This is a genomic window from Phocaeicola fibrisolvens, assembly GCF_025567125.1.
In the GTDB taxonomy this organism is placed as follows: domain Bacteria; phylum Bacteroidota; class Bacteroidia; order Bacteroidales; family Bacteroidaceae; genus Phocaeicola; species Phocaeicola fibrisolvens.
The window spans coordinates 20,694-44,957 of sequence record NZ_JAOQJI010000019.1; the positions used below are offsets into that span (position 1 = coordinate 20,694).

The 24,264-nt window shown below is 46.4% G+C and carries 20 protein-coding genes; 11 read left to right on the top strand and 9 right to left on the bottom strand.

Annotated features, from left to right (window positions below):
* The first annotated feature begins 23 nt into the window (after positions 1-23).
* The 3 genes from mreD to rodA are packed head-to-tail and all read left to right on the top strand — an operon-like array spanning position 24 to position 3,806.
* A complete protein-coding gene (mreD, locus tag OCV81_RS09490) occupies positions 24-521 on the top strand; it encodes a rod shape-determining protein MreD (RefSeq protein ID WP_022352695.1) in 498 nt (165 codons plus the stop codon).
* Positions 521-2,371, top strand: coding sequence for a penicillin-binding protein 2 (gene mrdA / locus OCV81_RS09495; RefSeq protein WP_022352694.1), 1,851 nt, complete (start codon positions 521-523; stop codon positions 2,369-2,371). The genes mreD and mrdA overlap by 1 nt, the downstream gene beginning before the upstream one ends.
* Positions 2,352-3,806, top strand: coding sequence for a rod shape-determining protein RodA (rodA, locus tag OCV81_RS09500; protein ID WP_022352693.1), 1,455 nt, complete (start codon positions 2,352-2,354; stop codon positions 3,804-3,806). The genes mrdA and rodA overlap by 20 nt, the downstream gene beginning before the upstream one ends.
* On the opposite strand, the gene OCV81_RS09505 is transcribed toward rodA, so the two are convergent.
* The 4 genes from OCV81_RS09505 to cls form a co-directional block, all read right to left on the bottom strand.
* A complete protein-coding gene (locus OCV81_RS09505; protein ID WP_262640300.1) occupies positions 3,765-4,337 on the bottom strand; it encodes a gliding motility lipoprotein GldH in 573 nt (190 codons plus the stop codon). The genes rodA and OCV81_RS09505 overlap by 42 nt on opposite strands.
* On the bottom strand, positions 4,324-5,730 hold the full coding sequence (locus tag OCV81_RS09510; RefSeq protein ID WP_022352691.1) for a PSP1 domain-containing protein: 1,407 nt from the start codon (positions 5,728-5,730) through the stop codon (positions 4,324-4,326). Before OCV81_RS09510 ends, OCV81_RS09505 begins: the two co-directional genes overlap by 14 nt.
* A 6-nt stretch (positions 5,731-5,736) precedes the next feature.
* On the bottom strand, positions 5,737-6,867 hold the full coding sequence (holB, locus tag OCV81_RS09515) for a DNA polymerase III subunit delta' (protein WP_148329807.1): 1,131 nt from the start codon (positions 6,865-6,867) through the stop codon (positions 5,737-5,739).
* Positions 6,868-6,971: 104 nt separating this feature from the next.
* Positions 6,972-8,264, bottom strand: a complete 1,293-nt coding sequence (gene cls, locus OCV81_RS09520; protein WP_239464887.1) for a cardiolipin synthase — start codon at positions 8,262-8,264, stop codon at positions 6,972-6,974.
* 508 nt (positions 8,265-8,772) lie between these two features.
* Here cls and OCV81_RS09525 point away from each other — a divergent pair.
* The gene (locus OCV81_RS09525) at positions 8,773-9,774 is read left to right on the top strand and encodes a malate dehydrogenase (RefSeq protein WP_148329808.1); all 1,002 of its coding nucleotides are present in this window, start codon (positions 8,773-8,775) and stop codon (positions 9,772-9,774) included.
* 214 nt (positions 9,775-9,988) lie between these two features.
* Positions 9,989-11,563 (top strand): phosphatase PAP2 family protein, encoded by a 1,575-nt coding sequence (locus OCV81_RS09530; protein ID WP_262640301.1) that lies wholly within the window; start codon positions 9,989-9,991, stop codon positions 11,561-11,563.
* A gap of 13 nt (positions 11,564-11,576) precedes the next feature.
* Here the strand turns inward: OCV81_RS09530 and OCV81_RS09535 are convergent, their stop codons facing one another.
* The 3 genes from OCV81_RS09535 to OCV81_RS09545 form a co-directional block, all read right to left on the bottom strand.
* Positions 11,577-14,321: a hybrid sensor histidine kinase/response regulator transcription factor gene (locus OCV81_RS09535; protein ID WP_148329809.1), complete on the bottom strand. Its 2,745-nt coding sequence runs from the start codon at positions 14,319-14,321 to the stop codon at positions 11,577-11,579.
* Positions 14,305-16,113 carry a reverse transcriptase/maturase family protein gene (locus OCV81_RS09540; RefSeq protein ID WP_148329810.1) on the bottom strand — a complete coding sequence of 603 codons (1,809 nt, stop codon included), beginning with the start codon at positions 16,111-16,113 and terminating at the stop codon, positions 14,305-14,307. The genes OCV81_RS09535 and OCV81_RS09540 overlap by 17 nt, the downstream gene beginning before the upstream one ends.
* Positions 16,114-16,659: 546 nt before the next feature.
* On the bottom strand, positions 16,660-17,829 hold the full coding sequence (locus tag OCV81_RS09545) for a site-specific integrase (RefSeq protein ID WP_036858670.1): 1,170 nt from the start codon (positions 17,827-17,829) through the stop codon (positions 16,660-16,662).
* Positions 17,830-18,179: 350 nt separating this feature from the next.
* Between OCV81_RS09545 and OCV81_RS09550 the strand changes: the two genes are divergently transcribed.
* From OCV81_RS09550 to OCV81_RS09570, 5 genes are read left to right on the top strand one after another with little or no spacing between them, the layout of a single operon-like run.
* Positions 18,180-19,412 (top strand): 3-phosphoshikimate 1-carboxyvinyltransferase, encoded by a 1,233-nt coding sequence (locus OCV81_RS09550; RefSeq protein WP_148329811.1) that lies wholly within the window; start codon positions 18,180-18,182, stop codon positions 19,410-19,412.
* Between the two features lie 7 nt (positions 19,413-19,419).
* Positions 19,420-19,839 carry a hypothetical protein gene (locus tag OCV81_RS09555; protein WP_022354876.1) on the top strand — a complete coding sequence of 140 codons (420 nt, stop codon included), beginning with the start codon at positions 19,420-19,422 and terminating at the stop codon, positions 19,837-19,839.
* 17 nt (positions 19,840-19,856) lie between these two features.
* Complete coding sequence (locus OCV81_RS09560; protein ID WP_148329812.1) at positions 19,857-20,678, top strand: metal ABC transporter permease; 822 nt, start codon at positions 19,857-19,859, stop codon at positions 20,676-20,678.
* A 55-nt stretch (positions 20,679-20,733) separates the two neighbouring features.
* The gene (tsaE, locus tag OCV81_RS09565) at positions 20,734-21,162 is read left to right on the top strand and encodes a tRNA (adenosine(37)-N6)-threonylcarbamoyltransferase complex ATPase subunit type 1 TsaE (protein WP_148329813.1); all 429 of its coding nucleotides are present in this window, start codon (positions 20,734-20,736) and stop codon (positions 21,160-21,162) included.
* Position 21,163: 1 nt separating this feature from the next.
* Complete coding sequence (locus OCV81_RS09570; protein ID WP_022354879.1) at positions 21,164-21,385, top strand: immunity 17 family protein; 222 nt, start codon at positions 21,164-21,166, stop codon at positions 21,383-21,385.
* A 72-nt stretch (positions 21,386-21,457) separates the two neighbouring features.
* On the opposite strand, the gene OCV81_RS09575 is transcribed toward OCV81_RS09570, so the two are convergent.
* Positions 21,458-22,060 carry a ribonuclease HII gene (locus OCV81_RS09575; RefSeq protein ID WP_148329814.1) on the bottom strand — a complete coding sequence of 201 codons (603 nt, stop codon included), beginning with the start codon at positions 22,058-22,060 and terminating at the stop codon, positions 21,458-21,460.
* Between the two features lie 160 nt (positions 22,061-22,220).
* On the opposite strand from OCV81_RS09575, the gene OCV81_RS09580 reads away from it, so the two are divergent.
* Positions 22,221-22,802 (top strand): DUF3109 family protein, encoded by a 582-nt coding sequence (locus OCV81_RS09580; RefSeq protein WP_022354881.1) that lies wholly within the window; start codon positions 22,221-22,223, stop codon positions 22,800-22,802.
* 61 nt (positions 22,803-22,863) lie between these two features.
* Here OCV81_RS09580 and OCV81_RS09585 read toward each other — a convergent pair whose 3' ends face one another.
* The gene (locus OCV81_RS09585; protein ID WP_148329815.1) at positions 22,864-24,234 is read right to left on the bottom strand and encodes a FimB/Mfa2 family fimbrial subunit; all 1,371 of its coding nucleotides are present in this window, start codon (positions 24,232-24,234) and stop codon (positions 22,864-22,866) included.
* Positions 24,235-24,264 lie beyond the last annotated feature (30 nt).

Genomic DNA, 24,264 nt, shown 5'->3' on the forward strand with positions numbered 1-24,264 from the left:
CAACACAGAAATTCAGGGAAATTATGCAACACATCATACGTCTTGAATGGTTCGTCATACTGGTCCTGCTTCAGGCACTGGTGCTCAACCATGTCCACTTCGAACAATATGCCACCCCTTTGCTCTACATCTATTTCCTGCTGAAAATCAACTCAGGAAACAGTCGAAAAGGTCTCATGCTATGGGCTTTTTCTATGGGACTCTGCATAGACATATTCAGTAATACTCCCGGACTGAATGCGGCAGCCTCCGTACTCACCGCATTCTGCCGCCCTTGGATATTACGGGTACTTTCCCTACGTGATACAACCGAAAATTTTGAGCCCGGCATCTATCAAATGGGGTTTACAGCCTTTTTCCGGTATGCTCTGGTCATTGTCTTGCTGCATTCACTTACGCTGAACCTGCTCGACACCTTTTCGCTGGCCAGATTCCAAACCTTGCTGTTGAAAATCCTAAGCGATGCTTGCATCACCCTTATCTTCATTTTATGCATTGATTCTGTCAGGAGGAAAAGATAGTGGAAAGAAATTACGATCTTGAAAGACGAAAATATGTCATTGCCGGAGCGGTCATTGCCATTGTGGCCATTTTCCTGATACGTCTGCTTTCCCTGCAAATCATGAGCGAAGACTACAAGAAAAACGCCGACAGCAATGCCTTCCTCAAAAAGATACAGTATCCTAGCCGGGGAGTCATCTACGACCGCAACGATAAACTGCTAGTATACAACCAACCAGCTTATGACATTACGGTCATCATGAAGGAAATCACGGAACTGGACACGCTTGATTTATGCCAGACGCTACACATCACTCCAGAATTCTTACGCAAGAAATTCCGCGATTTGAAAGACCGACGGCTGAATCCGGGATATTCACCCTATACCAATCAAGTATTTCTGACACAACTTTCAGCAGAAGACTGCGGAGTGTTTCAAGAAAAACTGTTCAAATTTCCAGGTTTCTACATCCAACGCCGAACCATCCGCCAGTATAATTACAACGCTGGAGCACATATTTTAGGGGATATCGCAGAGGTATCAAAATCCGACATGGAAAAAGATGACTACTACATCCCTGGCGACTTTATCGGGAAACTGGGAGTAGAGCGTTCTTATGAGAAGCAGTTACGAGGCGAAAAAGGTATCGAGATTTTATTACGTGATGCCCGTGGACGCATCCAGGGCAACTACATGGACGGAAAATTCGACAAGGCTCCCGTGGCGGGTAAGAACTTGAGACTAAGCCTGGACATTGAACTTCAACAACTGGGTGAGCGACTGCTGGAAGGAAAAATTGGCAGCATCGTCGCCATCGAGCCTGCTACCGGCGAAGTCCTCTGTCTGGTTTCCTCTCCATCGTACGACCCACGCCAAATGGTAGGAAGAAACCGTGGAAAAAACCACCTGATACTGGCACGTGACCCTTGGAAACCCTTGCTGAACCGTGCCATTATGGGAACTTATCCACCTGGATCGACTTTCAAAACCTCACAGGCACTGACCTACCTGCAAGAAGGCATTATCACCACGGGAACCAGTTACCCTTGCAACGGAGGGTTCAACTACAGAGGACTTCATGTGGGTTGCCACTCACACCCCTCCCCACTTTCCCTGATACCGGCCATAGCGACTTCATGCAACGGTTATTTCTGCTGGGGCCTTTACCACATGATTGGAGCCCGCCAGAAATATGGGTCTGTACAAAAAGCCTTGAATACATGGAGAGACTATATGGTGTCCATGGGATTCGGCTACCCGCTCGGAATTGACCTTCCCGGCGAAAAAAGAGGGTTTATCCCCAATGCCAGTGTCTACGACAAAGCCTATCGCGGTTCATGGAATGGATTGACCATCATCAGTATTTCTATCGGACAGGGCGAAGTAACCCTGACTCCGCTACAAATTGCCAACCTGGGAGCTACCATCGCCAACAGAGGTTACTTTATCACTCCACATGTGGTGAAGGAAGTGGAAGGTGAAGCACTCGATACACTCTATTCCAAGAGACGCTATACCATGGTCGACCGTTCGCATTACGATGAAGTGGTGCAAGGTATGCGTGCCGCTGTACTCGGCGGAACTTGCCGGGGAGCCAACCTGCCCGACATAGAAGTCTGTGGCAAAACCGGTACCGCCCAGAACAGAGGAAAAGACCACTCCGCCTTCATGGGATTTGCCCCGATGAACGACCCTAAAATAGCAATTGCTGTTTATGTGGAAAACGGTGGATTTGGTGCCGTATACGGTGTACCTATCGGACGGCTCATGATTGAAAAATATCTAAAAGGACAGCTCTCGCCCGAAGATGAAGCGATGGCAACAGAAATTCAAAACAGGAGGATTGATTATGGGATACACGAGAGGTAGTGTATGGAAAAATATAGACTGGTGGACTATCGGACTTTATCTGGTACTGGTCACCTGCGGCTGGTTCAGCGTATGTGGGGCCAGCTATGACTACGGAGAACCGAATTTCTTCGACATCACGACGCGTGCCGGAAAGCAGCTGATGTGGATTGGCTGTTCACTGGGACTGGGGTTTGTCATACTCATGCTGGAAGACCGCATTTACGATACATACGCCTATCTGATTTATGGAATTATGCTTCTGCTACTTTTTGGAACCATCTTCAATCCACATGAAATCAAAGGATCACGCTCATGGATTGTGCTGGGACCTGTCAGCCTGCAGCCAGCTGAATTTGCCAAGTTTGCCACAGCCTTAGCCTTAGGAAAATATATGAACGAATATACTTTTCACATGCAGCGTACCCGTAATTTGGTTACCGTACTAGGCATCATCCTGTTGCCCATGGCATTGATCATCCTCCAAAAGGAAACAGGTTCAGCACTGGTATATCTGTCCTTCTTTCTGATGCTTTATCGTGAAGGCATGACCGGCACCGTATTGTTTTCGGGCATTTGTGCCGTCATTTTCTTTATTGTAGGTCTACGGTTCAGCACTGATATCATGCCCGACGGCACCACATCCTGGGGAGAATTTTCGGTCCTCACCCTCATCATCCTGCTCAGTGCCTTCCTGGTACGCAGATACTGTGAACAGTTTCCCAAAGTATCTCCCTATATTCTTGGTATTGGAGGAGGTGGCATCTTGCTGGGAAGCCTGTTTTCATGCTATGTCATCCCGTTCAACGTATGCCATCTTCAACTGGTGCTCTGCGGGGCCATCGTGCTCACCCTCTTCTATTTTTACCTTCGCGAACGGCTAAGAAATTATCTTTATGTCATCCTCTTTGTCATCGGTTCCGGCGTTTTTTTCTTTTCTACCGATTATGTATTCAATCAGGTGCTTGAGCCTCATCAAAAAATACGTATTGAAGTATTGCTGGGAATGAAAGACGACCCGACAGGAGCTGGCTATAACGTCAATCAAAGCAAAATCGCCATCGGTTCAGGCGGACTTTTCGGGAAAGGCTTTCTCAACGGGACCCAGACAAAACTGAAATATGTGCCGGAACAGGATACCGACTTCATTTTCTGTACCATCGGTGAAGAACAAGGGTTTGTGGGTTCTGCCATTGTCATCTCTCTGTTCATGGCACTCATCCTGCGTCTCATCGTCCTCTCCGAGCGACAGGAAACCCGCTTTGGAAGAGTCTACGGCTACTGCGTCCTGGGCATTTTCTTCTTCCACCTGTTTATCAATGTCGGAATGGTACTCGGACTGACCCCCGTCATCGGTATCCCCCTCCCTTTTTTCAGCTATGGAGGTTCATCGCTCTGGGGCTTCACAATTCTGTTATTTGTCTTTCTCCGTATTGACGCGGCTCGTGAAAAATAAACGGACTCCCACATCCAAAACTCCAGGCAACGGATTCTGTCTCATCAGATGGGTAATCCTCAAACTGTGCCCCACAGAATCCGTGAGCCATACAACTGGTTTTTCACATGTATAGGCCCGCTGATACAAGCCGCCGATAGCACCTTCATGCTGTTCCCAGGCCCCTTTTTCATCGGCCAGATAAATATGCAGCGTATCCGTATGCGATGCCAACGAGTCTTCTCCCTCCACCTGTGTCACAGAAAGCCAGATATCCCGGTATGGATATCTACCCGTGTGACGGATGCCAATTTCCATTCCATACGTCCCAGCAGCAACTTCCGGAGGAAGAGTAAATACCAAAGAATCGGACTTATTCCAACCTTTTTCTCCAGGAACAGCCTGATACACATGATACAACGTATCTGTATGACAGGCACCCAACAAGAACAGACAAATTCCTGCCAGCCCTGCACACCGCATACCACGATAAAAGAGAGGCATACACGGAAATGCCGGTATGCCTTTCATCCATTTTTTAAGCCTGAACATCTGTATTTGTATTACGTTCCGGACGTTTTCCTTCATTGTTACCGTTATTGTTCCGGCGGAAATTTTTCCGATTATTACGGCTGGGACGAGGTTCCTGTCCCGTTTTCGCCTGCGCCGCACTCCCGGCTGTAGCCGAAACCTGCGGTACCTCCGAAGAGGAATTACCTTTCGGACGCTGCGGACGATTATTCCTCGCCTGAGGAGCTTTTCTCTCTCTTTCTTTTGTTGTTTCAGGAGTCTGCACATTATTACTATTACCCGCTTCTGCCGGAACGGGAGCGTTCATTGGTTGAGCAGAAGATTTCGGTTTCTTTTTCCGGTTCTTTCCCGCCTTCGTTTTATCAAAACGCGTCAGACTTTCCTGTTCCAGCAAGTCCTTCGACCGTTGCGGTTCACGTCCGGAGAAGTCCTCATCCAGTTTTTCAGGTTTTTCTCCCCGCTTGTTCATATTCAGTACCTCAAAAGCCCGACGCGCTGAAATAGTTACCTCGTTGGCCAGGAAACTCTTGTCTGTACTGTAAGTAATCATTCCTTTCAGAATATCTGCTTTGAAATAATAATACACGTTATCCAGTGTTTCAAGCGTAATTTCTTTACTCGGCAAGCGCTTCTGACATTCCACGTATGCATCCACCTCATAATTCAAGCAACATTTCAGCTTGGCACACTGTCCGGCCAGTTTCTGCGGATTCAACGAAATGTCCTGGAAACGCGCCGCACTGGTAGACACAGACACAAAGTTCGTCATCCACGTAGCACAGCACAGTTCCCTCCCGCAAGGGCCAATTCCTCCGATACGTCCGGCTTCCTGACGGGCACCAATCTGTTTCATCTCGATTCGCACCCGGAACGTTTCGGCCAGCACCTTGATCAGCTGACGGAAATCCACACGTTCGTCGGCAATGTAATAGAAAATAGCCTTGTTGCCGTCACCCTGGTATTCCACGTCACCGATTTTCATCTGAAGCCCCAGACTCTCCGCAATCTTGCGAGAACGAATCATGGTATCGTGTTCGCGCGACTTGGCCTCTTCGTATTTTTCCATATCCACTGGCTTTACCTTCCGGTAAATACGGCGAATTTCCACATCCGGTTTCAGGTTGGCTTTCCGCATCTGCAACGGTACCAGCCGTCCAGTCAGGGTTACCGTACCGATGTCGTGTCCCGGACTGGCCTCAACCGCCACGATGTCCCCCTTTTCCAAGTGCAGTCCGTTGCTGTTTTTATAATATCCTTTCCGGGTATTCTTGAACTGAACCTCCACCATTTCCTGTTCGTCGGCATTTCCCGGAATGTCGGCCAACCAGTCGTAAGTGTTCAGTTTATTATTCTGTCGTCCGCAGCCTCCACAGCAGAGTCGGCCACTTCCGTTTTTAAGCTTGAAATCGTCCATATATTATTATTGTTGTTTCATTTCTACAATCATTCTCAGTGCCATGTCAAAAAAAACCATCTTCGGATTCACGTTCTGTTCGATATGCATTTGCGCCTCCTCCAGCAATCCGGTTACCGAAAAAATATTCCGTTCGTTAATGTAAGGGGCAAAACGAGTGGCAAACTGCATTTCTTCCGGACTCAGATACACCATATCCGCTTGACGGAAATTGCAGATGAAATTCTCACGCACCATCCGCTGACAATATTCCAACAGATTCTTCTGACGTTCACGCCCCATGCCTGCCACCTGTTCACTCCAGGCTTTCAAACTACGGATATCACGCTTGTAGGCCGTACGCATCAAACTCACAAAAAGTTCAAAGCAAAGTTTGTGTTCTTCTCCTAAATGCACATTTTCTACGGCCCTTATCAAGCTACCCGCAGAACGGTGCGCAATGTCACGAGCATCTTCCTGAGGAAGCATATAACGTTCTTTCAGGTAACGCGCAATATCGGTTTCCGGCAAAGGTTTCAAATGAATGCGCTGCGTACGGCTCACAATGGTAGGCAATAGCAAGTCCGGCTCTTCACTGACCAGCAGAAAAACCGTTTTCAAAGGAGGTTCTTCCAACAGTTTCAGCAGTTTGTTTGCACACTCCACATTCATTTTCTCCGGCAGCCAGATAAGCATCACCTTATATCCACCCTGACTGGCTTTCAACGACAATTTACGTTGAATCTCATCACTCTCACGCACATAAATCTGCGGTTGCTGATTACCGGCATCAATGGTTCGCATCCACTCCTGAAGATCAGCATACGGATTTCGTCCCAGCATCTCACGCCACTGGGGCAAAAACTCATCGCATACAACATCCCGCCCCGCTTTCTTTTTCACCACCGGAAAGACAAAATGCATGTCAGGATGTGCCAGATGATCCATCATCTTGCACGAACTGCATTGTCCGCACGCATCGTCCTCTCCTGGATGCCGGCAGAGCAAATAGCGCGACACCGCCAGGGCCATAGGCAGCTTTCCACTACCCGCAGGTCCTGTAAGCAACAAAGCATGGGGCATCTTGCCACTGCGCACACTGTAAATGAGAAGTTGTTTTACTTCTTCTTGTCCGATTACATCCTTAAAAAACGACATGCTGTTCCGGTAAAAAATTAGGTTCCTTTTAAGGCAATTACTTCCATATAATCGGACAAAAATAAGAAAAAAATCGTAGTTTCAGGGCATATTCTCCCTTATTATTATATAACCGGAGTGAACAAATGTGCAAACCAGCCGACAAAGCGTCGCCACACTCCGCGTTTTTTATACTCTTCACGCGTCATAATCGTGCTGTTGAGTTTGTCATTCTGAAACACCTCCCCCAGTTCGGCCGTAGTCGGCAAATCCAGAATAAAGGCATTGATTTCATAATCATAACGCAAACTCCGGCTGTTCAAATTGGTACTTCCCACCGTACAGAATCGTTCGTCTACCATCATGATTTTGGAATGATGGAATCCTCCGTTGAACACATAAATATGCGCACCGGCTTTGCGCAGTTTGTTGGCTATATAAAAGCCTGCATCGGGCGTAAACGGGATATCCGATTTGCCGGGAATCATGATTTCTACCCGGACCCCACGCTTGGCAGCCCGCTTGATAGCCTTCCGCACCTTACGGGTAGGCGTAAAATAAGGATTGATAATCTGCACCTTACGTTCTGCTGCATCCAAGGCGGTAATGTAAGCCTCCCGCATGATTTCCGGACAGACCTTCGGAATGCGCTGCACAATAGCGACCCTCCGCCCGGAACCTTGGCAAACACTATCCGGCACCACCTTCATTTCTTTCAACTCTTGATGGGTTTCCTTATTCCACACCCCGAGAAATGCTTTCTCCAAATATTGTACCGCCGGTCCTTCTATGCGAATGTGCATATCATGCCACGGGCCTACTTCCGGCAACCCATTAATATAATAATCGGCAATGTTCATTCCGCCTGTATACCCCACTTTTCCATCGATGACCACAATCTTCTGATGGTCACGACAAAATACATGATTGATATAAGGGAAACGGATGGGACTGAAACGGGCCATTTCGATGCCTCTGTCTGCCAGCATCTTCAGATGCTCTTTCCGCAGCGGACGGCTGTTTGACAGATTGCCGAAATCATCAAAGAGTGCCTTTATCGTCACCCCCTCCTTCGCCTTCTCGGCCAGTAAGGTGAACAACTCTTTGGCAATGGAGTCACTCCTAAAATTGAAATACTCAAGATGAATATAGTTTTGAGCCTTTTTAATGTCCGCAAACAGATGCTCAAACTTGCTGCGGCCACTCTTCAACAACGTCATCCGATTGCAAGCTGTCACTGGAATATGCTTTTTTTCCAGGAAACGGGCAAACAAGGAATCAGATGGCAAATACACATCGGCTGTATCGGTTACTTCCTGAAAGGCAGGTTCTTCCTGTTCCTGCGCCTCCAGCGGGAAGATACAACATACGGCCAGCATCCACCATAATATATACAGTTTCAAATTCATCTTCTTCATGGTCATTGGGGCAAAAATATGGAATATTTCAGAAACCACAATGAGTTTGCAATGCAGAATTGAAAGAATGACCAGCTATTCTACTAAATCGCCTTATTCCTAGTTTCTTCCGGCCTTTCATATTCTTTGTACCACAGTATGGTTTTCATATCCCACAGTGTGAAATATGTATCCCACACTGTGGTTTTCATATCCCACAGTGTGGGACAGAGAATTTACCGGATAATTTCGAATTATACACTTTGAAGATCCTCAGAAAATGTCCACAGAAAAAAGAAAAGGACAAAGCACATACACCCAAAGACAAAAATGCAACCTACTCTTTGCAAAATCAGGGTGTGACTTCTAAAAATAGTGAAATTTTTCCGTAATTGCCGGAAATACTTTCTTCCACCCCCATTTTTCCCGGAACAAAGATTCGTTTTTCAATGAGAACTTTCCTATCTTTGCATCGAAAGAAAAAACGAAGACTATACACTTTTATACATAACTTAAATACATAAGAATTATGGAATTTGTAACAAACGAAAAACTTACTATTGTTGGTGCTGCCGGTATGATCGGTTCTAACATGGCTCAGACTGCAATCATGATGGGCTTAACTCCTAACATCTGCTTGTACGACCCGTACGCTCCAGGTTTGGAAGGTGTTGCTGAAGAATTGTTCCACTGCGGTTTCGAAGGTGTGAATGTCACTTTCACTTCAGATATCAAAGAAGCGCTGACTGGTGCTAAATATATCGTTAACTCAGGTGGTGCTGCTCGTAAAGCTGGTATGACTCGTGAAGACCTGTTGAAAGGTAACGCTGCCATCGCTGAAGAATTCGGTAAGAACGTTAAACAGTACTGCCCGGATGTAAAACACATCGTTATCATCTTCAACCCGGCTGATATCACTGGTTTGATCACTTTGCTGTACTCTGGTTTGAAACCGAGCCAGGTTACTACTTTGGCTGCTCTTGACTCTACTCGTCTGCGCAGCGAATTGGCAAAACACTTCGGCGTATCTATGGACGCTGTTGAAAACTGCCGTACTTACGGTGGTCACGGTGAACAGATGGCTGTATTTGCTTCAACTGCAAAAGTAAACGGCAAACCGTTGATCGACATGATTGGTACTGACGCTTTGACTAAAGAACAGTGGGCTGAAATCCAGCAGAAAGTAACAAAAGGTGGTGCCAACATCATCAACTTGCGTGGCCGTTCTTCATTCCAGAGCCCGGCATACGTTTCTATCGAAATGATCGGTGCTGCTATGGGCGGTAAAGCTTTCCGTTGGCCGGCTGGTACTTATATCTCAAATGATAAGTACGATCACATCATGATGGCTTGGGAAACTTCAATCACAGCTGACGGTTGCCACTGCGCTGAACTGAAGGGTACTCCGGAAGAACAGGCTGCTTTGGACAAGAGCTACGCTCACTTGTGCGACCTGCGTGACGAAGTAATCGCTATGGGCGTTCTTCCTGCTATCTCTGAATGGAACAAACTGAACCCGAACATTAAATAATCGGATTTTCCATTAATATAAAAGGAGACTGAATCATCGGTCTCCTTTTTTTATGCCAAATTCCAACGTACCTGTACATCATATAAAATCATAAAAATCTCATCTTCATACATTTACATTTTCCCAATGTACATCTGAAAACTTTCAGTCTCTTTATTAAAAGCACTATCTTTGCCGCTCTCTTTACCATGTATTTCTAAAACTACGGGCAGCAATGAGAATATGCACTTTATTATTTTTCTTTATTTCAGCACTGACCTGTCACCCGCTATGTGCACATAATCCGACGGGACATTACTTCCTGACACAAGACTCTACGTCTTCTCTCACCTCATCGGCTCTTCCTGCGAAGCCAAAGAAAACAAAGGAACTTTTCCAGCAAAACTTTTCGTACATGGGAATTCCTTTTATCGTTTCCGGATTAATCGTCAAAAAACAAAACCAGGATTTCCGTACACTGCGCAATCGCTTCCAGCCGACTTTTCACCACGAATATGACAATTATACACAATATGTCCCGTTAGTTGCCACATGGGGCATGAAATTAGCTGGAGTAGAAAGCCGCAGTTCATGGAAGGAACTCACAGTCAGCAATATTTTCTCAGCAGCCTTGATGGCCGGCTTTGTCAACACCCTGAAATATACGACCAAAGAAATGCGTCCGGACAATTCATCAAACAATTCATTTCCTTCCGGACATACGGCCACGGCTTTTATGTGTGCCACAATCCTGCATAAAGAATACGGCATGCTCAGCCCGTGGTACAGCATCGGAGGATATACCTTAGCGGGAATAACCGGTATAACACGCCAGCTGAACAACCGTCACTGGATTGGCGATGTGCTGGTAGGAGCTGGAATCGGCATGATTTCAACGGACTTAGGCTATTTATTTTCTGACCTGATTTTTCACAAGAATGCTACCGGAACGCGGTCAACACACCATTTCAACCGCTACGATGCACCTTCATTTCTGAGCCTCAACATGGGATTTGCCACAGGACCTTCCACTTTACGCACCGCCGACCTCTATGACACAGAAGAAGGAACTCCTTTGGGCATGCGCCTGCATACGGGTACATCGACCGTTGTCAGCGCAGAAGGAGCTTACTTTTTCAATGCGTATATCGGCTTGGGAGGGCGACTGAGAGTAGCTACCGTTCCTGTTATTGCCGACATTCCCGAAGAGAACAAAAAGCATTTTGACCTGGACAATGACCTAAAGGAAGGAGCCCCTGTCAACATGTACCTGCTGGACGGACTGGAATCTGACCATTTAGGCATGTGTGACATCGATTTAGGACTTTACTTTTCTTATCCGCTCAGCAGCCGCTTCCTGATAGGAAGCAAGCTGTTAGCTGGACGACGCACTAATGCAAACTTTACCTTAAACTCTATTTCACGGATTAATCCAGCCATTTTCGACCGCCAGAAAGTGAGCCAGGAAGCTTACGACCAATTCTATAAAGCCGACGTAGATTACTATATCCAGCAGGAAGGTCTCAGCGTTCAGGAAATGCTACAGGGTACTTTCATTGATGAGGAATTTCTTCACATTCGTAAAAGTTCTACATTCAAATTAGGAACCGAACTTTCTCTCGCCTACCGCTACAAGGAAAATGCGGCCCTGCGTCTCTATTGCGACTATGACTTTGCCTCCCCCCGACTGACATACGACCTGAAGAACTCCTGGGCAGACGAAGACGGTAACCGCGAAGTCCGTTCGTATAGTAAAAGAACGCCTATGCATAATTTTACTTTCGGAACTTCCATCGCGTTCATGTTCTAACGGCTAAGTACCCTCAATCTTTACCACCTTTCCGTCTGAATTCTGCCGGAGCAATGCCGAACTGTGCCTGGAAACATTTCGCAAAATAAGAAGGAGAAGAAAAACCGACCCTGAAACATGCTTCACTACTGGACACTTCTTCCTCCGCCAATAAATATGCAGCCTTTTTTAAACGAATCAGACGGATATAATCATTAGGAGTCATTCCCGATATAGCCTTGATTTTTGCGAATAGCCCCGACCTTGAAATCCCGACTTCTTGAGCCAACACATCCACTGTAAAATCAGAGTCTGTCATTCGTTTTTCTATAATCTTTGAGATTTTATCCATCAAAAGTGTATCCAACTTAGAAATAGAAACAGAAGAGACCATCGGTTTAGTCTTGAAATCTTTCTTCATGCCTTCTCTATTTCTGAAAATACTTGCAATCTGTGCATTTATCACATCACCCGAAAATGGTTTTTCCAAGTATACATCAGCTCCACTTTCAAGTCCCTCCACGTAGTCTTCGGAAGCAGCCTTTGCCGTAAGCAAGATTACTGGAATATGGCTGGTAAAAAGATTCTGTTTAATATTCCGACAAAGCTGTATACCATCCATCACAGGCATCATCACATCACTGACTACCAGGTCTGGCATATTCTGTAAAATTCTATCCCAGGCTTCTTTCCCGTTTTCTGCACACGACACTTGATAACGAACAGACAATAGTTGATGTAAATACTCCCTCAAATCTTGGTTATCATCTACTATCAGAATACGATATTGCCCTTCAGGGATGTCGGCCTTATCCTCAGCCTGTATATCTTGAGAGGGTGCCTGTTCAACCACCTGCCCTTCTTTATGCTCAAGTCTATCAAAGCTGACAATGAATGTAGAACCAACCCCCAGTTCACTTTCCAAGTTCAAACCGCCATGCATCAAATCAACCAGTTTCTTGACCAACGAAAGTCCGACTCCAGTTCCAATACGTCCGGAAGATGCCTTATCCAGGACCTGATAGAAAGGAGTAAATATCTTTTCCTGCTCCTTTACATCGATACCCTGCCCGTTATCTCTCACCCGTACCTCCAGTTTCTTATCACCAGCTATCAACAAATCAATCCAAATGCAAGTGTCTGTAAACTTCAATGCATTTGATAATAAATTGCTGACCACCTTCGTAAAGGCCTCCTGATCGACACGGGCATAACAAGATTCTTCCGGCATAGTCAGACTAATTTTTATATGCTTTATATCTGCTGAAAGTTGAAAACGCTGATATACATTCATCAATAAAGTTTTGATATTAGTTTCAGCCAATATCACATTCATTCCTCCCGATTCAGCCTTCCGAAAATCCATCAACTGATTCACCAACGTAAGCAAACGTTTCCCGTTTCGTTCTATTACCTGTAATTGAGGAAGTACATCCTTCACTGTTCCAGAACTCTTCATCACATTTTCCAGTGGTGCCAAAATCAATGTCAACGGAGTACGTATTTCATGCATGATGCCCGTGAAGAACTCAATCTTACTCTGATAAATCTCACGGTCTTTTTTAATTGTCAATAAGGTCATGCGCCGACGATGTATTTTATTCATCCGATAATAAGCATAAACCAGACCTGCTATCCCTAACAATATATATCCAGCAATCATATATGAAGAAGCCCACCAAGGAGGCAGCACTTTAATAGGAAAGGCTATGGCATTTTCATTCCACATCCCATCAGAATTAGACGCACTCACCTGAAATACATAATCCCCGGCAGGTAAATTTGTGTACGTCACATGAGGAGCATCATTCGTTTCCGTCCAATCTTTTTCAAACCCCTCCAAACGATAGCGATACTTGTTCTTTGAGGTATTAATATAACTCAAGGCAGCTACCGAAAAACTAAACATGGAATGAGAATAGTCCAACACCAGACGGTCTGCATAAGTGATGGAAACTTTTAATGGAGAGTCTTCACTTCCAATAACCACCGGTTTATTGAATAGCTGAAAATCAGTCAGAATGACGGTAGGAATCTGTGTATCAACTTGTATCTTATCAGGACGGAACTCATTGAATCCATTTACTCCTCCCACCATTATTGTTCCGTCAGACAACTGGATTCCGGAATTAGGAAGAAACAAATTTTCTTGTAAACCATCTTTCTTATTATAAAACTTCAAAGAAGAAGTAAGAGGCTGATAACAATACATGCCATTATTGGTAGTAAACCACAATTTATCTTTATCCGGTAATATCTTATAAATCACACGTATGTGCTCCGGCAATCCTTCACGTACGAATACATCCTTTTTCCGATCATACCTAAGTAAGCCGTCTCCATCCGTACCGAGCCAAAGACATCCCTGCATATCCAAACAACCGGTAATGATTTGATTCGTCAGCAAAGTACTTTCTTCATTTTTCAATTGATGAAAATAATGCATCCATTTCCCAGACTGATAATCCAGACAATATACTCCTCGGTTAAGCGAACATACCCACAACTTTTCCCCTTTTTCCTCAAATATATACGAAATTCTGGCTCCATGCAGCTCATATATTCGTTCAAAATCATCCGTTTGCGAATTGTAACAATTCAATCCGGCAGTAGTACCAATCCATATTTTCTGTCTGGAATCTTTATAAAGTAGGCTCGGCTGTCGGCGCCATGCCACCTTACGGTGGTAGGTTTCCGACAGCCTGCCTCCGAACCGTACGTACACGTCTCCATGTATACGGCTCTCCGCCCATAACGGCATTTTAGCTATTCTCCGCATGAATCATGTTATGACATTCTGCACAGACGATTAAAGATTTTCTATGCATTTTGAGCATTTTACGTTCCCATTCGGTTTTGCCTCTTAAATCTGAGAGTTTCCTGACGTGGTGTGACACAACATTTCCTTCTTTTCCGCACAACTCACACTTATTTGCAGTCAGTCTTTCGACCAGACTCATAGATGGAGTGTTGAACAGGTAGGGCAAGTTATCACATTTTTGAGTTCCCAAGTCGGTAATACGCTTGAAGCCCTCATTGTAAAACACCCTTGGTTTGCGTTCGCCTTTCTTGTCCGTATACCACACCACAAATTTATCATCTTCACGATACTTGTCTGTTATGGTTCTGACGGAACTGTTAAGTTTTTGCGCAAATGTCTTTAGCATACTGAACCTCATGATACATCCAAATGAACGTCCAAGTGCCGATGCATTGTTTGCAATGGAGTAGTAGTTGTAGAATCCTCTGATTTCTGTGTTGAAACGTGCTACTATGTCTTGTGGCTCATTGTCTATCAGGTATGTTCTACCTTTAGACCTCCACACTTCTTTGCCATTTTGTGTTTTCACATTCATGGCTTCAAGACTCAGTAACTTCTTCTTTATTACTTCTCGTGATACGTGTAGTATCACATTACCATTACGATGTCTACGAGTTTCTCCTCTTGCATTTTTCTGCGTTGTGTAATCTTTACGGACTGATATTTCATAGCCGAGAAATTTTGCACTGTCTTGTGCGTTGGTTATCAAGGTCTTTTCTTGTGACATTTCCAATTTTAGCTTCTTTTGCATAAATTGTGTGACATCCGCCTTGATTTTCTCGCACTCTGCTTTATTTCCAATGACCCCTATAAGGAAATCATCAGCGTAGCGTACATAATTCAATCTACGGAAATTCTCATCCATATCGTTACCGCTCGGCATAGTCAGTATTTGCTGTTGCTTATTACGAACTTCCTCCCGCATTGCTTCCAATTTATCAACGTCCGTCACCTCCTTCATTCTCTTCTTTAGATAGTGAACTCGATTGTTCAGTCTGCCGATATCCTTGTTGCGGTGTCTAACTTTACCCTTATGGAAATCTTGTGCATACTTCTTCATATACTTATCGAACTTGTCCAAGTAGATATTAGCCAGTATTGGACTGATAATTCCACCTTGAGGCGTACCCGAATAAGTTCTATTGAAGTGCCATTCTTCCAAATATCCAGCGTTGAGAAATTTACGTATTAACCGAAGGAAACGCTCGTCAGATATGCGTTCCCTCAGAATTTCTATCATCACGCCATGGTTGATATTGTCAAAGAAACCTTTTATGTCTCCCTCAATGAACCACTTTGTTCCGTTGAAATTATTCTGTAGACTCTTAAGTGCCGTGTGGCAGCTTTTGTGTGGTCTGAAACCATGTGAAGTCCGTTCAAAATATCCTTCGTATATGGCTTCGAGAACCATTCTCACTACCTCTTGCACTAATTTATCTGCAAACGTAGGGATACCGAGCGGACGTAACTTTCCGCTCTTCTTCGGTATGTAAACCCTCTTTGCCGGTTTAGGCCTATAGACTTCGCTTTTGAGACTGTCTATTAATGCGTGTATCTTGTCAATGCTCATGCCGTCCTCCGTCTGTCCATCAGTACCGGGTGTCATATTGCCTGGTTTTGCATGAATGCGCTGATATGCGACTAAGAACATCTGCTCATTGAACAGAATACGATAGAGTCGTTCGTATTTGTAACCTGACTCGTTGCTGTGTTCAGCTAAAATGTTTAATACTTGCTCGGGATTTCTCATACGTCTCTCACGTTTTCCTTTGTTTGTACTAAAGTTATGGACTGTTCCCCTTCGCCATGTACAAGCCGTTAACTTGCTCGGACTACTATGGGAACTCCGTTGCCATATCAGATATTCAGAGACCAGCTCTCATAGCCTTTGAGGCGTTCTGACTTAGGCAATCCCCAGTTAGTTTCACTTGATAACTATTATCGTGACATATTGTCGGATGCGACTTTCGTTCTTGTCCGCTTATTGCGGCTGTGTCATAGTCGGTTCTTAATGCTCTGCACTAACGCACAAAATAGCCAGAGTACTATGAAATAGCGTATATAAAAGCCTTCCGCTATTGCAAGATGTGGTACCACCGAACTATCGTTCAACCAATCAAGGCTTCATCCTTATATATGTCGTTTCGTCTTGCCCTTCAGTCGCTACTTGGCTATTAGTAGACTCAGGGCTTTAATCAGCATGCTACACTCCCCGTTAGGTTTCCCCGTCGGATAAGCTGATTGACGATAGGATTATATTGAACCCAATCCTAACTTCTTACTACAGAAGTATTTATCAAGCGACCAATCTGGGCGCACTTGCGTAAATCTGCGTCGTCTTTATGCTCTTGTGTCCGAGCATGGAGCTGACCGTTTCGATGGGAACACCGTTGGAGAGGAATATCGTCGTGGCTGCCGTGTGGCGGCTCTGATGCCACGTGATATGCTTGGTGATGCCGCAACGCTTGGCGACGGCACGGATACCGGCAAGGCACGTGTTATAATGCGGAACGGGAAATATCCTGCCGTCCCCGCACAGTCCCCGGTATTTGCCGATTATGCGGTTGGCGATGTCGAGCAGGCGGATGTTGGACACCACGCCCGTTTTCTGGCGGTTGATGTTTATCCACTCGTGTTCGTCGAAGTAGGTGCGGATATTCTCTTCCGTAAGGTTGCGCATATCCGCGAACGACAGCCCCGTGAAGGCGCAGAACAGGTAGAGGTCGCGGTACAATTCCTGTTTGGCGTTTTTCAGTTTCCCCTCCATCAGCAGGCGGATCTCATCTTTGGTCAGGAAACTGCGTGTTGTTTCCTCCTTCTTGATTTCATACTCGCGGAACGGGTCGCGCGTCAGCCACTCGTTGTTGATGGCGATGAATACCATCGTCCGTAACGGGCAGACGTACAGCCACACGGTATTGGTGCAGCAGTGCTTGTCCGTGCGCAGGAACATCTCGAAGTCGGAGATGAAAGCCGGGGTAAGCTCTTTTAGGGCGATGTCCTTCACATGGTAGCGGATGTCGAGGAACTCTTGCATGTGCTTGTAAACGGTGCGGTACTTCAGCAGCGTGCCTTTGGCTTTCATGCCTGCCTCCACCTGCTTCTCGTAGTCCTCGTTGTGCTGGCGGAACACCTGCATCAGCGTGTGGTAGCGGTGTTCCAGTCCGAGAAAGGCGTTCTTCACCTTCTCCGCCGTGACGAAGTTGTCACGCTCCATGATTTCCTGATAATGCCTGTTGATGCGTACCCGCATCTTGTCAAGCATACGGTTCGTTTCGAGTGCCGCCGTGCTTCTGCCCGTGACACGTCCACCTTTGGTGTCCCACAGTTTCGGATCGACAGTCAGTTTGCAGCTGAACTGTGTCTGGCTGCCGTCCACCGTGATGCGTCCCATGACGGGAACTGTCCCGTCCTTTTTCACTACCTGACGCTTGAGGTAGTAGATTACTGAAAATGTACTCTTCATTGTCCTTAATTTTTGGGTTTCAAAATTAGTTGGTGAAGAGTCCGGTGTTGGTACGCAAAACGGGGAGGAACGGCGCAATCTTTTTCCGTAACCTGATTTTTCGCATGAGTTATGGATAACTCACTATTCCTTAGAGCCTTGTTTCGCTATTCGTACCCGTTTGTCGCATTTTCGGGCATGGTTACGAACAAGTAACGTAGCGGCGTCAGGATTTGGCTTCGGCAGGGATTGTAATGGCTTCACGGATTATCGCCACTTCAACCAAAACCCTTGTAACTCAATTCTATCACTATATCTTTCCGCATTTCACTTTTTTGTAGTAACTTTGCGATTCAAAGATTTGATTCAACATGAAGTGCATAACCATCACCCCTCCGGACCACATACAGGCTACCATTCAGTTGCCTTCCTCCAAAAGTATCTGCAACCGGGCACTGATTATTCATGCACTGGCTCACAGTCAGTGTAAACTGGAGAACTTGTCCGACTGCGACGATACGCATGTCATGACCGAAGCGCTGGCTCACATGCCGGAAGTGATTGACATCATGGCGGCGGGAACTGCCATGCGTTTTCTGACCGCTTATCTTTCCGTTACCCCCGGCACCCATATCCTGACCGGTACGGAACGGATGCGGCAACGCCCCATCCAGATTCTGGTGGAGGCCCTGCGAAGTTTGGGAGCGGACATCGCATACGTGGAGAACGAAGGCTATCCTCCCTTGAAGATTTCCGGACGAACGTTGAAAGGAAATTGTCTGACTCTTCCGGGAAACGTGAGTTCCCAATACATCTCGGCCTTGCTGATGATTGGCCCGATGCTGGAGAAAGGACTGGACCTGACCCTCAGCGGGGAAATCGTATCACGCCCCTACATCAACCTGACACTGAAAGTGATGCGGGATTTCGGAGCAGAAGTGGAATGGACTTCCGATTGCAGCCTTCATGTAGCTCCTGTTGCTTATCAGGCTTTACCTTATTATATAGAAAGCGACTGGAGTGCGTCATCCTACTGGTATGAGATTGTAGCCTTGTCAACAAAGGACGCCACGGTGAGCCTCCCGGGACTTTTCGCACAGAGTCCGCAGGGTGATTCCAAGGTAGCGGAACTGTTCGAACAGCTGGGCGTGGGCACGAAAAGAGAAGGACAGACTGTCACGCTCTACCAGACACATTCTTGCGTGAAACACTTGGAGTACAATTTTGTGAACCAGCCCGACCTGGCACAGACTTTCGTGGTCACTTGTGCCATGCTGGGAGTCACTTTCCGCTTTTCGGGACTGCAAAGCCTGAAAATCAAGGAAACTGACCGCATGGCGGCCTTAATCGCAGAAATGCGCAAACTGGGCTACGTGCTGGAAGAGAGCGAAGGTTCTATACTTTCCTGGACGGGCAAACGGTGCGAACCGCAAAACCCACCTGTCATCGACACGTACGAAGACCATCGCATGGCCATGGCCTTTGCACCGGCAGTCTTGCGCCAAGGCACGCTGTGTGTGCGCAACCCACAGGTAGTCTCCAAATCATATCCCCGGTTCTGGGAAGATTTGCAGCAGGCAGGTTTTCATCTTACTCAAAACTGATTGTATCATGTGGATTTTAGTCATCATATTAATTGGAGTCGTTCTCTTCGGACTGGTGGCCGGATACTTTTATAACCGTTCCGTGCAAAAGAAGATTGACCGCGGAGAACTGACGGAAGCCCCGGAAGTCAAGACAGTGGACGGGGAATGCTGCGGACAGCATCAGGTCTGCGAAAAAGAAAGTCTGCTGGCAGCCGTCAGCAAAAAGATTGAGTATTACGACGACGAAGAACTGGACCGCTTCAAGGGTCATCCGTCGGATACCTATACGGAAGAAGAGATTGATGAATTCCGGGAAATCATGTACACCATGAAAGAAGAGGAAGTGGCCGGATGGTGCCGCAGCCTGCAGCTCCGTGGCGTGGAAATTCCCGATGAACTGAAAGACGAGTTGTTCCTGATAGTCGGAGAACGCCGTTTCCATTAACCCTCCCTCACTTGCCCATGAATATCCTCGAATTGTTGCATTATACTTTTTTCCAGCATGCCCTGCTGGGTAGTCTTTTTGCCAGCATTGCCTGCGGCATCATCGGTACGTACATCGTAACGCGAAGGCTGGTATTCATCAGCGGGGGTATCACGCATGCCTCGTTCGGAGGTATCGGTATCGGACTCTACGCCGGTATCTCACCGATTCTGAGTGCGGCTATATTCTCGGTGCTGTCGGCCTTCGGCGTGGAATGGCTCAGCAAACGCAGCGACATGCGGGAAGACTCGGCCATCGCCGTGTTCTGGACATTCGGCATGGCGGTGGGTATCATCTTCAGCTTTCTGGCCCCCGGATTTACGCCCGACCTTTCTTCGTTCCTGTTCGGTAACATCCTGACCATCACGCAAGCAGACATTCTTCTACTGGTGATATTGAGCCTGACACTCATCGTCTTTTTCACCTTGTTTCTCCGGCCTATCACGGCCATTGCCTTCGACCGGGAATTTGCCCGTTCCCAGCGCATTCCCGTGAGCGCCTTCGAATATACCCTGATGGCTTTCATCTCACTGACCATCGTGGCCTGCCTCCGGATGGTGGGTATCGTATTGGCCATTTCCCTGCTGACCCTTCCGCAGATGACGGCCAACCTCTTTACGTACAGCTTCAAACGTATCATCTGGCTTTCCATCGGCATCGGTTACCTGGGATGCTTGGGCGGCCTGCTGCTGTCTTATCAACTGCGGGTGCCTTCGGGAGCGGCCATCATTTTCGTGTCCATCCTCATTTATGTAGGAGCTAAATTATTTTGCATGCTCCGCAAAAAACGGATGAACTGAGGGAGATTTATCCTAATTTTGTAACAAAAGAATTCAAGTTAAAAAACCACAGTATATGGAAACTAAAATTGATTCACTGGAAAACATCCACGAAGCTGCCAAAAAGTTTATCGCAGCCATGGGTGACAACACGGTTTTTGCCTTCTATGGAAAAATGGGGGCAGGAAAGACAACTTTTATCAAGGCCGTATGCGAAGAACTGGGTGTGACGGATGTCATCAACTCACCGACATTCGCCATTGTCAACGAATACCGCTCCGATGAAAACGGAGAGCTGATTTATCACTTCGACTTCTACCGCATCAAGAAACTGGAAGAAGTGTACGACATGGGTTATGAAGACTACTTCTACAGCGGCGCACTCTGCTTCATCGAATGGCCGGAACTGATTGAAGAACTGCTTCCGGGCGATGCGGTCAGCGTACACATCGACGAAAACGAAGACGGTACCCGCACGGTACGCTTCGACGAGAACAACGATTAATATGGAAATACACTATTTCATACAAGCCTTGTTTGTGCTGGTGGGGCTCTTGTCCTTACTGGCAGCCATCTGCAACTGGAACTGGTTCTTCACGGCACAAAACACACAGTTTATCGTAAGAAATGTAGGACGGAAACAAGCCCGCTGGTTCTATGCATTGATTGGCCTACTGATGATAGGTACAGGCGTATTCTTTTTCCTGTCCATTCAGGGAATGGTGTAAAACGAACAGAGTTTTCAACAGCTTGTTAATAACTTCGACAGGTTATTAACAGGCTGTTTTGTTTTCCACACCTCAAAAATCGAAGGAAAGCTGGCCGTCGCCCAGCAAATTGAAGCTCATGCGATGATAGGGAGAAGTGCCGTAAGCGGCAATGGCGGCACGGTGTTTTTTGGTGGGATACCCCTTGTTGCTCTTCCAGTCGTACATGGGGTATTCTTCGTGCAAACGGTTCATGTAATCGTCACGATAGGTCTTTGCCAGAATGGAAGCCGCCGCAATGGACAGGTATTTCCCATCTCCTTTTACAATAGTGGTATGCGGGATACCGGGGTAAGGATTGAAGCGGTTACCGTCAATCAACAGGTGCTGAGGAACCACCTTCAACTGGGCAATGGCTCTGTGCATAGCCAGGAAAGAAGCGTTCAGGATGTTGATTTTATCAATCTCTTCCGGCGATACCACGCCTACAGCCCAAGCCGTGGCTTCCTGCTCAATGACCGTACGCAATTCATAACGCTGTTTCTCCGTCAGTTTCTTGGAATCGTTCAGCAACTCATTGCGAAATCCTGGAGGCAGAACAACAGCTGCCGCATAGACCGCTCCAGCCAGACACCCACGTCCAGCCTCATCACATCCGGCCTCAATGAATTCTTTATGCAAATAGGGTAACAGCATATCTACCTCCTTTTTTTTCGGACTGCAAAGGTAGTACATTTTTCCCAACCTGCCGCTTCTGGAAAACAGAAGTTATCCCGAGGTTATCCACCGATTTTCGAACGGACATGACAGGATGTAACAGAAGATTCGTATCTTTGCAGCATTAAAGAATAAACCTATGGTACAGATTGATGATGTAATAGTGAGCCTGGACGTATTCCGGGAAAAGTTCTTGTGCGACTTGAATGCCTGCAAAGGAGAATGCTGCATCGAAGGAGATGCCGGTGCTCCCGTAGAGCTGGAAGAAGTGGAAAAACTGGAAGAAGTGCTTCCCGTGATATGGGACAGCCTTTCGCCGGAAGCACAGGAAGTCATCAACCGCCAAGGTGTGGTCTATACGGACCAAGACGGTGACCTGGTTACTTCCATCGTCAACGGGAAAGACTGCGTATTTACCTGCTACGATGAAAAAGGCTTTTGCTACTGTGCCATTGAAAAAGCATTCCGTGAAGGGAAATGCAACTTCTACAAACCGATTTCCTGTCACCTCTACCCCATCCGGGTCAGCGACTACGGACCTTACAAAGCTTTGAATTACCACCGTTGGGACGTATGCAAGGCTGCCGTGTTACTGGGAAAGAAGGAAAACCTTCCTGTCTACAAATTTCTGAAAGAACCACTGATACGGAAATTCGGATCAGACTGGTATGAGGAGCTGGAAAACGTCGCCAAGGAATTAGAGGCCCAGCATTTGATTTAAATCGATAAATAATCCCGCCACAGAATTTCCAAAGATACCTGTAGCGGGATTTTGCCGTCTTTTATTTTGTCTTTTTCACGTAAACTCTCTTCACCAGGCGCAAGGCATATTCCACCGTAGCCCCTGAACTGAGAATTTTATTATTATAAAAGCAAAAGGTAGATTTACAATCATTGCATAGATAGCGACAATCATATTTATTGAAAGCATCCAGTCCATTTTTCCTGAGCATCTCACTAAGCGACACGATTGTAGAACTGTATTGTTCCCGAAACTCCTTGGCTTCTTCCGTAGTAAAAGTGCGCCAACCGCGAATGCCATCTTCCTCATACGAAGTACAAATAGAAGCAGCCTCAGCCTTTTTTACCAGCCACTGACGAGGAGACACCAGAGTAGCAACTACTGCTTCGCCCGACAAGGGTTCTGCCTTCCACACAAAGAAAGGCCCCCATATACTCTCACTTTCCGGCAACTGAGTAGCCGTAATCACTTCCGTATCCTCATCTGTAACGGTATCTCCACTTCCGCCCGTTTCTCCTTTATCCGGCTGTTCGGGCTTTGGGTCTTCCCAACCCTCCTCCTGTGTCATGTTTTCAAACGGAAATTCCACAGAGACTTCCGGGGTCCATCCTTCTATCTGTGAGTGTCCTCCCAATGACACATTGCCATCTCCCGTACTGACCAGCCGATAGGGCTTTCCTGCTTCCAACGGACAATTAAAGAAATATCCATACGTCGTTTCTCCCGATACGGTGGTAACATTGACAGAAAGATGGGTCCGTGTACTCTCGGCAGGAAACACATAAACAGGTCCAGCTTTCCATACTCCTTTTTCATTTCGACATTCCACCGTTGCAAACTGTCCGTCATTGCTCAAGTTTCCTTCCAGAGAAATCCCGGAACTCACCGGTGAGATACGTGCCTCTACGGCGATGGCGCCTTCAGGAATTCCACCCAAAGATAAATAAACAGCAGCCACCGCATAAGACATTGATACAGATACCTTCATATCACTTTTCAGATTGACGATGTTTTTCCCGACCAACAAAGGAACGTCGGCATAATTACCTTGTGAGAAACGAAAAAATTGCTTGGCATCCAACACCATTGGAGGTAAGTAGGCAGCAGAAAGCCCGGAAAAAAGAGAAAGTGTATACTCACCACTTTCCTGCTGTACCTCGGGCCATTCCTCCGGAAAGGAAATATGTTCTTCACGGGCCAGCTTGCCCTGTTTATCCAGCAAATACATTTCCAAAGGATAAAGTGAAGTAAAAAGATGGGCATTCGACACCTCTACACCCATTTCATACGGTCCGCCGGCATTTTCTCCACCCGCTTCCTCTTCTACATGATAAGCCCCACATCCTGCACCGAAAAAAGAGCAGCACACTGTGACAAGCATAAACAAATAAGTCTGAATACGAAATTCCATAACATTTTTATTTTGAATAACGTATCCAGA

Coding starts and splice junctions, on each gene's coding strand:
- mreD (WP_022352695.1), top strand. CDS start 24: ATGCAACACATCATACGTCTTGAATGGTTCGTCATACTGGTCCTGCTT.
- rodA (WP_022352693.1), top strand. CDS start 2,352: ATGGGATACACGAGAGGTAGTGTATGGAAAAATATAGACTGGTGGACT.
- OCV81_RS09505 (WP_262640300.1), bottom strand. CDS start 4,337: ATGTTCAGGCTTAAAAAATGGATGAAAGGCATACCGGCATTTCCGTGT.
- OCV81_RS09510 (WP_022352691.1), bottom strand. CDS start 5,730: ATGGACGATTTCAAGCTTAAAAACGGAAGTGGCCGACTCTGCTGTGGA.
- holB (WP_148329807.1), bottom strand. CDS start 6,867: ATGTCGTTTTTTAAGGATGTAATCGGACAAGAAGAAGTAAAACAACTT.
- cls (WP_239464887.1), bottom strand. CDS start 8,264: ATGAAGAAGATGAATTTGAAACTGTATATATTATGGTGGATGCTGGCC.
- OCV81_RS09525 (WP_148329808.1), top strand. CDS start 8,773: ATGGAATTTGTAACAAACGAAAAACTTACTATTGTTGGTGCTGCCGGT.
- OCV81_RS09530 (WP_262640301.1), top strand. CDS start 9,989: ATGAGAATATGCACTTTATTATTTTTCTTTATTTCAGCACTGACCTGT.
- OCV81_RS09535 (WP_148329809.1), bottom strand. CDS start 14,321: ATGCGGAGAATAGCTAAAATGCCGTTATGGGCGGAGAGCCGTATACAT.
- OCV81_RS09540 (WP_148329810.1), bottom strand. CDS start 16,113: ATGAGAAATCCCGAGCAAGTATTAAACATTTTAGCTGAACACAGCAAC.
- OCV81_RS09545 (WP_036858670.1), bottom strand. CDS start 17,829: ATGAAGAGTACATTTTCAGTAATCTACTACCTCAAGCGTCAGGTAGTG.
- OCV81_RS09550 (WP_148329811.1), top strand. CDS start 18,180: ATGAAGTGCATAACCATCACCCCTCCGGACCACATACAGGCTACCATT.
- OCV81_RS09555 (WP_022354876.1), top strand. CDS start 19,420: ATGTGGATTTTAGTCATCATATTAATTGGAGTCGTTCTCTTCGGACTG.
- OCV81_RS09560 (WP_148329812.1), top strand. CDS start 19,857: ATGAATATCCTCGAATTGTTGCATTATACTTTTTTCCAGCATGCCCTG.
- tsaE (WP_148329813.1), top strand. CDS start 20,734: ATGGAAACTAAAATTGATTCACTGGAAAACATCCACGAAGCTGCCAAA.
- OCV81_RS09570 (WP_022354879.1), top strand. CDS start 21,164: ATGGAAATACACTATTTCATACAAGCCTTGTTTGTGCTGGTGGGGCTC.
- OCV81_RS09575 (WP_148329814.1), bottom strand. CDS start 22,060: ATGCTGTTACCCTATTTGCATAAAGAATTCATTGAGGCCGGATGTGAT.
- OCV81_RS09580 (WP_022354881.1), top strand. CDS start 22,221: ATGGTACAGATTGATGATGTAATAGTGAGCCTGGACGTATTCCGGGAA.
- OCV81_RS09585 (WP_148329815.1), bottom strand. CDS start 24,234: ATGGAATTTCGTATTCAGACTTATTTGTTTATGCTTGTCACAGTGTGC.